Below are 7,969 nucleotides of genomic sequence, written 5' to 3'. Positions count from 1 at the left end.
GCCCCCTGGGGTCACCCCCCCTCGCGGCGCCCCCCGCCGGGGGGCCGCCCCTCATCGGGCCCCCCGCCGGATGTTCTGCCGGGACTCTCTCACCAGGCGCACTCAGGAGTCGGGCCGCTCGGAACCGGCCGACCGGGCGGCGGGGCGGTCGGGAGAGGTCGGCTGCGCTGGGATCCGGTGCTCTGCGGTGCCGGGCCGCGCCGGCTCGGCACCCTCCTCGGCGTGCGACGGCGCGGGGGACGTGGGAGCCGGGTCGTCCGCGGGCGCGGGGTGGTCCGCGGTGGCCGGTCGCGCGGCGCGCCCGGGGATGACCGGCTGCGGCGGCAGGTCGGAGGTGACCGGACGGCCGGAGAGGTCGGGGGCGGACGGCTGCGGGGGGATGTCGGTGGCGAGCGTCTGTGCGGGGGTGGCGTGGGTGGGGGAGGTGGCCCCGGTGGCGGCCGGGTCGTACATGCCGGCGGACGGGGGAACCTCCACGACCATGGTGTTGGCGGGGCCGGGGGTCGACTCCAGGACGGCCCGCGCGTGGTCCAGGTGGGAGGCCGCGACCAGCACGTCGTAGCGGCCGGCGACGATCGCGCTGCGCGAGGCGAAGTCCCGCTTGCCGCCGGTGAAGAGGTGGTTGATGAACCCGAACGCGGCTCCCATCACGGCACCCCACAGGGCCGCCCAGAGCACGAGGACGAAGAACGACATCGTGGTCGAGGTGAACAGGCCGAGGAACATTCCCACCACGGCGCCGAAGGCCGCGCCGCTTCCGGCTCCGGTGAGCGCGGCCCGCCCGTTGGTCATCCTGCCGGTGACGGTCTCCTCGAGTTTCAGGTCGCTGCCGACGATCGCCACGTTCTCGACGGGGAAGCCCGCGTCGGAGAGCCCGTCCACGGTTCGCTGTGCCGCGAGGTAGTTGTCGTAGCCTGCCAGGACCCTCCGGTCCACGACGACCTGCGTGTCCAGGCCGGTGGGCGTTCCATTCATGTCCGCTCGCCTTTCGGTGGTGGAAGATGGCTCGACGAGCCGACTACCCCGTGGCGGTAGGAGGATGCGTGTCCTCTCCCGGGATCTCGCCGGTTACGGCGAGATCCCGGGGGAACGGTGGGACGGATCACCAACTCTGGTGGAGCGGCATTCCCTCGGTGTAGCCGGACGAGCTCTGGACGCCGATCACCGCGCGCTCGTGGAACTCCTCCAGGGTGGAGGCCCCCGCGTAGGTGCACGAGGAGCGCAGACCGGCCACGATGGCGTCGATCTGGTCCTCGACGCTGGGCATGGCCGGGTCGAGATACATCCTGGAGGTCGAGATGCCCTCCTCGAACAGGGCCTTGCGCGCCCGGTCGAAGGGGGAGTCCTCCGCCGTGCGCAGTCTCACCGCGCGGGCCGAGGCCATGCCGAAGTTCTCCTTGTACTTGCGCCCGTCGGCGGCGGTACGGGTGTCGCCCGGCGATTCGTAGGTGCCCGCGAACCACGAGCCGATCATCACGTTGGACGCCCCCGCGGCCAGGGCGAGGGCGACGTCGCGGGGATGGCGGACGCCGCCGTCGGCCCACACGTGGCGGCCCAGCCCGTGGGCCTCGGCGGAGCACTCCAGCACGGCGGAGAACTGCGGGCGGCCCACGCCGGTCATCATCCGGGTGGTGCACATCGCCCCGGGGCCGACGCCGACCTTCACGATGTCGGCCCCCGCCTCGACGAGATCCCGCACGCCCGCGGCGGTGACGACGTTGCCCGCCGCGACGGGCACGTCGGGGCCGAGCGCGCGGACCGCCCTCAGGGCGCTGATCATCTTCTCCTGGTGTCCGTGGGCGGTGTCCACGACCAGGCAGTCCACCCCGGCGTCGAGGATCTCCTTGGCCTTGGCGGCCACGTCGCCGTTGACTCCGACGGCCGCCGCGACGCGGAGCCTGCCCGAGTCGTCGACGGCGGGCCGGTACAGGGTGGCGCGCAGCGCGCCCGTCCTGGTCAGGATGCCGACCAGCCGGCCGTCCGCGTCCACGACGGGGGCGAGCCGGTGACGGCCCTCGTGGAGGCGGTCGAAGGCCTCGCGCGGGTCGAGCCCGGCGGGCAGCGTGAGCAGGTGGTCGGACATCACCTGGGAGAGCTGGGTGTACATGTCCACGCCCGAGCAGTCGCTCTCGGTGACCACGCCGGCCGGGCGGTTGTCCCAGTCGACGATGATGATCGCGCCGTGGGCTCGCTTGGGCAGCAGGTTGAGCGCCTCTCCGACGGTGTCGTGCGGGGTGAGCGTGAGCGGTGTGTCGTGGACGAGGTCGCGTTTCTTGACCCAGTCGACGACGTCGGCGACCACGTCGATCGGGATGTCCTGCGGGATCACGGTGATCCCGCCCCGCCGCGCGACGGTCTCCGCCATCCGCCGTCCCGCCACCGCCGTCATGTTGGCGACCACGATGGGGATGGTGGTTCCGGTGCCGTCCCGGCTGGAGAGGTCGACGGCGAGCCGCGAGCCGACGGAGGAGAGCGACGGAACCATGAAGACGTCGCTGTAGGTCAGGTCGTAGGCCGGTGCCATCTCATTGAGGAATCTCACGTTGCTCCACCTTATGCCGTGAATTGCCGGATATGAGCGTTCCCCTTTTCCCGGCCTTCGAAGAGGACTGGCAGCTCGGAGCGGGGACTAGGATCCGGTTTGCGTGAATAAGTGGATGGCCATGAGGAGGCATTGTGATCGTGGTTGATCGGCCCGAGATGCTCGTCGTAGGTCATGCCGTACGGACGTCGAACGCCGACGAGACGGAGCCCGGCCGGGGGAGGCTCGGCGCGCTCTGGGCGCGGGCGGGGTCCCCGGGGGCCTTCGCTCATGTGCCGGGACGGGTCGACGAGAACATCTACGCGGTGCTCACCGACTACGAGAGTGACCACCACGGTGCCTACACCCAGATCGTCGGGGTCGCCGTGCGCAGTGCCGCGGCGCTGCCCGAGGGGATGGTGGCGGTACGGGTGCCGGGAGTGCCGTCGCTGAAGGTCGAGGTCCGCGGGCCGATGCCGGGTGTCCTGCTGGAGGGGTGGCAGCAGCTGTGGAAGCACACCGAGTCGGGTGGCACCCCGCCGAGGGCCTTCACCACCGACCTGGAGGTGCACCACCCTCAGGGAGCCGACATCTACGCGGCGGTCCTGTCCCCGATGCGCTGAGTGTGGTCGGCTCCGGTCGGCTCGCGGTGACGCGTCCGACCGGGCGGCTCGGTGCTTTCGGCGCCCTCGGTGCCCTCGGTGTTCAGCCTTCCTGCCCCCACAGGGGCTCGGGGATCTCGAAGCCCACGTCCTGGCCCCATTGGTTGCGGTAGCTCACCTCGTGCGCGGGACGTCGGGGCGCGACACCCCAGCGCCCGGTGGGGTAGCCGAAGGTGACCGTGCAGGCCAGGGCCCAGCCCTTTCCCTCGGGCACGCCGAGCACCCGCAGCGTCTCCTCGGCGTGAAAGATGCCGAGCACGCTGGTCAGCGCGCTGCCCACTCCGTGGGCGCGGGCGGCGAGCTGCGCGCTCCACACCGAGGGGAAGATCGAGCCGCCGGACGGGTCGTTGCGGACGAACGCGAACAGCAGCAGCGGATAGCCCTCGAAGTGGTCGGCCAGGTACTGGGCCGACTTCAGGACGCTGAGCGTCCGGGTGTCGCCCTCGGCCTCGGCCTTCTCGCGCATCGGCCGGTAGTGGCCCTCGAAGAGCTGTCCGAGCGCGTCCCTGTAGAGGGGGCCGAGCCGTTCCTTCACCGCGAGGTCGTCGACGAGCAGGAAGCGCCAGCTCTGCACGTTGCCGCCGCTGGGCGCGCGGACCGCGGCGTCCAGGATGCTTCGCTGGACCTCCTCGGGGATCGGGTCCGGCCTGACCCTGCGCATCGCCCTGGTGGTGTAGAGGGCCTCGAAGACGTCCATCAGGCCAGCACCCCCGCTTCGCGCAGCCGTGCCGCGGTCTCGTCGGCCAGGCCCCAGGAGGAGAGGTCGTCCAGCCGGGTGGAGGGGGAGAGGTCCTGCTCGGGCGCGCCGAGCAGGCGTGGCGTGGGCACGGGCTGTCTGATCCCGCCGATGTCGACGAACGTGCCTCTCGCCTTGTGGTGCGGGTGATCCGCGGCCTCGCCCATCTCCAGCACCGGGGAGACGCAGGCGTCCGTACCGTCGAAAACCGCCTCCCACTCGGCGCGGGTCCTGGATCGGAACGCCTCGGCGAGCCGCTCGCGGAGCGCGGGCCACCGTGACCTGTCGTCTCGGTCGGGCAGGTCCTCCAGGCCCATCAAGGTGATCATCTCCGTCCAGAACTGCGGCTCCAGCGCGCCGACGGCCATGTATCCGCCGTCGGCCGTCTCGTAGGTGTCGTACATCGGAGCGCCGGTGTCCAGCAGGTTCGTGCCGCGCGGGCCCCAGCCGCCGGTCTGCACGCCGTGGTAGAACATCGCGAACAGCGTCGCCGCGCCGTCCACCATGGCGGCGTCGATCACCTGTCCCTCGCCGGTCCGCTCCCGCTCGATCAGCGCCAGCAGCACGCCGTACGCGAGCATGAGGCCGCCTCCGGCGAAGTCGCCGAGGATGTTGATCGGCGGGGTGGGGCGCTCGCCCGCGCGGCCCAGCATCGACAGCGCGCCGGAGACGGCGATGTAGTCGATGTCGTGCCCCGCGGTCGGGGCGAGCGGGCCGTCCTGGCCCCAGCCGGTCATCCGGCCGTAGATGAGGCGCGGGTTGACCGCGTGCAGGTCGGCCGGGCCGATGCCGAGGCGCTCGGCGACCCCCGGCCGGAAGACGTCGACGACCACGTCGGCCCGGCGGGCCAGTTCCTTGAACGCGGCGACCCCCTCGGGGGACTTGAGATCCAGGCCGACCGTCCGCTTGCCCCGGTCCATCACGCCGGCGCGCGGCCTGTCCCCGGCCTTGGCGACGACGCTCACGCGATCGACGCGCAGCACCTCGGCCCCGTGGTCGGCCAGCATCATCCCGGCGAACGGTCCGGGGGCCAGTCCCGCCAGTTCGAGCACGCGGACTCCGGCCAGCGGGCCCTTCCTGGTCACGCGCTCCATCGACATTCTCCTCGGGTGTCGCCGGTTCTCTTCGGGTACGGCATCGGCAAGCAATCACTTGGTCGTGACCGCTGCCGTCTCCCGCCACAGTAGAACAACATTCGACTTTCGATGGCAAGACACATCGCCAGGAGCCACATGAGGCCCGCGCGTGTATGGGAAACTTGCGCCCTCTCCGAATGGTACCTAGGGGTCTTACGATGACATATCCGCACAGTGAACGGGTGGTCGCTGGGCGCTATCGGTTGCTGCGAGAGCTCGGCCGGGGCGGGATGGGCGTGGTGTGGGAAGGCCACGACACCCTTCTCGACCGCTCGGTCGCCGTCAAGGAGGTGCTCCTACCGCCCAACCTCTCCCCGGCCGAGCACCAGGTCCAGCTGACCCGCACCTCCCGCGAGGCCAGGACCGCGGCGAGGCTCAACCACCGGGGCATCGTGGCGATCTACGACGTGGCGGAGCAGGACGGCCGCCCCTGGATCGTGATGGAGCTGGTCAGGGCGCGCGGGCTGGACGAGGTCGGCCCGCTGCCGGTGCGCCAGATCGCCGACATCGGCCGCCAGGTCCTGTCGGCCCTGCGCGCGGCCCACGAGGCCGGGATCCTGCACCGCGACGTCAAGCCGAGCAACATCCTGCTGGACGCCGAGGGACGCGCGGTGCTCTCCGACTTCGGCATCGCCACTGTCGAGGGCGACACGTCGCTCACCCAGACGGGCATGGTGACGGGCTCGCCCAGCTTCCTGCCGCCCGAGCGCGCCACCGGCGTCGACGCCGGCCCCTGGTCGGACCTGTGGGCACTCGGCGCCACCCTTTACGCGGCCCTGGTCGGCCGGGGGCCCTTCGAACGCCGCGACGCCATCTCCACCCTCAGTGCGCTCCTCACCGAGGAGCCCGACTTCGGTCCGGTACCCCCGGAGATGCGCGCGGTGCTCATGGGCATGCTCCAGCGGGAGCCCGCCCACCGGCTGACCGTGCGGCAGGCCGACGCGATGCTGGCGGAGGTGATCGACAACCCGTCGGCCGCGGCCCGCCGCACCGGGGAGACCGCCGTCCGCCCCGCACCGGCAGGCCGGGGGCACCGCACGGATGGTCGGGGACACCGTACGGAGGAGAGCTTCGGCCACACCGGCAGGACCGCCCAGAACAGGCACGAGACCGGGACCTCGGCCGCCTCCGGTCGTCGCGGGGGAGGGCGGCTCCCGCTGATCCTGGGTGCCGTCGTGGTCCTGGCCGCGGGTGGCGCCGCGGCGGCCGTGGCGATGTCGGGGTCCGACCAGCAGCCGGTGGCACGTTCCGTGCCCACGGTCGCCCAGACCGAGCCGACGCCGGTGGAGCAGAGCACGTCGCCGACGCCCACCCCGACCCCGACCCCCACCCAGACTCCGACCCCGACCAGAACGACGGCGCCCGCCGGCGGGCTGAAGCTGTGGCGGGCACGTGCCCCGGAGAACTGGTCGATCAGCTACCCGGCCGGATGGAGCGGCGACTGGGCGGCCGAGACGGGATACACCCAGTGGCTGCGTCGCGACGGGGCCGCCCACATGTCGGTGGAGCCGCTGGAGGGAGACGCCGACGGACTGGAGGCACTCCAGGAGGTCGTGAGGGAGAACGCGGCCCAGTGGAGTGAGATCCACTCCGAGGACACGCTCAGCATCCCCCTCGCCTACGGGTCCGGGCTCCAGTGGGAGTTCACCTGGAGTATGAAGGACGGCGGGGGAGCACCCTGGGCCAAGTCCGGGGTGACCTATCACGAGGTGCGGCGGTTCATCGCGGTGGGCAACTCGGTGCTGGTGCTCAGCTGGACCACCCACGAGGCCGACTGGGACACCCAGCGTGCCCTCATGACCCGCGTGTTCAACAGCTTCCACCCCCGCGGGGGTGAGTGACATGCCCTGGAAGGTGCTCGCGCTGCCGCCGCTGCCCGAGGATGCGGTGCGCAACCTGCTCGGCTCGCTCGGCGACCGGGTCGCCGTCTCGGTCCCCGCGACCCGAGACAGAAAGTCGCTGCTCGCCGCACTCGGCGACGCCGAGATCGTGGTCGGCGACTGGAGCGGCGGCCTCACCCTGGACGCCGAGGCCGTCCGGGCCGCGCCGGACCTGGCGTTCGTGCAACAGCCCTCCGTGGGGGTGGACGGTCACGATCTCGCCGCGCTCGCCGCGGCGGGCGTGCCGCTGGCCAACACCGCGGGGGTGAGCGCGATCGGGGTGGCCGAGTGGTGCCTCGCCGCCGCCCTCGCGCTGTCGCGGCGGCTGCTCGACGCCGACGCGGCGGTCCGCGCGGGGCGCTGGCCGCAGCTGGACCTCGGCCCCGCCGAGCTGTGCGGATCACACGTCGGCATCGTCGGGTTCGGCCCGATCGGCGAGGCCGCCGCCCGGATGTTCGCCGCCCACGGGTGCGAGGTCTCCTACTGGACCCGTACGCCGCGCGAGGTGCCCTACACCTACCGGGAGCTCGGTGATCTCGTCGCGAGCTCCCGGGTGCTCGTTCTGGTCGTCCCGCTGACGCAGGAGACCAGGGGGATGATCGACCCCTCCCTGATGCCCGCGGGCTCGCTGCTGGTGAACGCGGCGAGGGGACAGGTGGTCGACTCGGCGGCGCTGCTGGAGGCCCTGGAGTCCGGGCACCTGGGCGGCGCCGCGCTCGACGTGTTCGACACCGAGCCGCTGCCGCAGGACGACCCGCTGCGCACCGCTCCCCGGGTCCTGCTCTCGCCGCACGTGGCCGGGGTGACCCCTCAGTCGACCGGCCGCCTGATCCGCTGCGTGCTGGACAACCTGGAGGCCGCGATCGAGGGCCGCCCTGTGACGAATGTGGTCAACGGGGTTGATGCGGTGGTCGGTCGAAGATCATTGGAAGAGCGGTCGTAGAGTTTTCTCGTGTTTAACGCGTCCCACCTGGTTCCGGAGACATCCGAGATATAGCGTGCCTAGGGGCGATCTTTCTGATGAGGTCATGGGG

At 71.9% G+C, this 7,969-nt stretch carries 7 protein-coding genes; 3 read left to right on the top strand and 4 right to left on the bottom strand.

Annotated features, from left to right (window positions below; translation table 11 throughout):
• Positions 1 to 102: 102 nt before the first annotated feature.
• Together AB0B90_RS25015 and AB0B90_RS25010 are read right to left on the bottom strand one after the other, a co-directional pair.
• Positions 103 to 975, bottom strand: coding sequence for a general stress protein (locus AB0B90_RS25015; protein WP_362925042.1), 873 nt, complete (start codon positions 973 to 975; stop codon positions 103 to 105).
• A 127-nt stretch (positions 976 to 1,102) separates the two neighbouring features.
• Entirely contained in the window at positions 1,103 to 2,542 is a 1,440-nt protein-coding gene (locus AB0B90_RS25010) for a GuaB1 family IMP dehydrogenase-related protein (protein WP_362925040.1), read from the bottom strand.
• A 134-nt stretch (positions 2,543 to 2,676) separates the two neighbouring features.
• Between AB0B90_RS25010 and AB0B90_RS25005 the strand changes: the two genes are divergently transcribed.
• A complete protein-coding gene (locus AB0B90_RS25005) occupies positions 2,677 to 3,144 on the top strand; it encodes a GyrI-like domain-containing protein (protein WP_350945907.1) in 468 nt (155 codons plus the stop codon).
• Positions 3,145 to 3,226: 82 nt separating this feature from the next.
• Here AB0B90_RS25005 and AB0B90_RS25000 read toward each other — a convergent pair whose 3' ends face one another.
• Positions 3,227 to 3,880, bottom strand: coding sequence for a nitroreductase family protein (locus AB0B90_RS25000; RefSeq protein ID WP_350945908.1), 654 nt, complete (start codon positions 3,878 to 3,880; stop codon positions 3,227 to 3,229).
• Complete coding sequence (locus AB0B90_RS24995; protein ID WP_350945909.1) at positions 3,880 to 5,013, bottom strand: CaiB/BaiF CoA-transferase family protein; 1,134 nt, start codon at positions 5,011 to 5,013, stop codon at positions 3,880 to 3,882. Before AB0B90_RS24995 ends, AB0B90_RS25000 begins: the two co-directional genes overlap by 1 nt.
• Before the next feature lie 200 nt (positions 5,014 to 5,213).
• Here AB0B90_RS24995 and AB0B90_RS24990 point away from each other — a divergent pair, with 200 nt between their 5' ends.
• Positions 5,214 to 6,896, top strand: coding sequence for a serine/threonine-protein kinase (locus AB0B90_RS24990; RefSeq protein ID WP_350945910.1), 1,683 nt, complete (start codon positions 5,214 to 5,216; stop codon positions 6,894 to 6,896).
• 1 nt (position 6,897) lies between these two features.
• Positions 6,898 to 7,878, top strand: a complete 981-nt coding sequence (locus tag AB0B90_RS24985) for an NAD(P)-dependent oxidoreductase (protein ID WP_350946104.1) — start codon at positions 6,898 to 6,900, stop codon at positions 7,876 to 7,878.
• The last annotated feature ends 91 nt before the right edge of the window (positions 7,879 to 7,969 follow it).

The organism is Streptosporangium sp. NPDC049078, from assembly GCF_040648855.1.
Classification (GTDB): domain Bacteria; phylum Actinomycetota; class Actinomycetes; order Streptosporangiales; family Streptosporangiaceae; genus Streptosporangium.
This window is presented reverse-complemented; position numbering and strand designations above follow the sequence as displayed.

Bases quoted from the DNA above. Each gene is read 5' to 3' on its own strand.
- AB0B90_RS25015 (WP_362925042.1), bottom strand. From the start codon at position 975: ATGAATGGAACGCCCACCGGCCTGGACACGCAGGTCGTCGTGGACCGG.
- AB0B90_RS25000 (WP_350945908.1), bottom strand. From the start codon at position 3,880: ATGGACGTCTTCGAGGCCCTCTACACCACCAGGGCGATGCGCAGGGTC.
- AB0B90_RS24995 (WP_350945909.1), bottom strand. From the start codon at position 5,013: ATGGAGCGCGTGACCAGGAAGGGCCCGCTGGCCGGAGTCCGCGTGCTC.
- AB0B90_RS24990 (WP_350945910.1), top strand. From the start codon at position 5,214: ATGACATATCCGCACAGTGAACGGGTGGTCGCTGGGCGCTATCGGTTG.
- AB0B90_RS24985 (WP_350946104.1), top strand. From the start codon at position 6,898: ATGCCCTGGAAGGTGCTCGCGCTGCCGCCGCTGCCCGAGGATGCGGTG.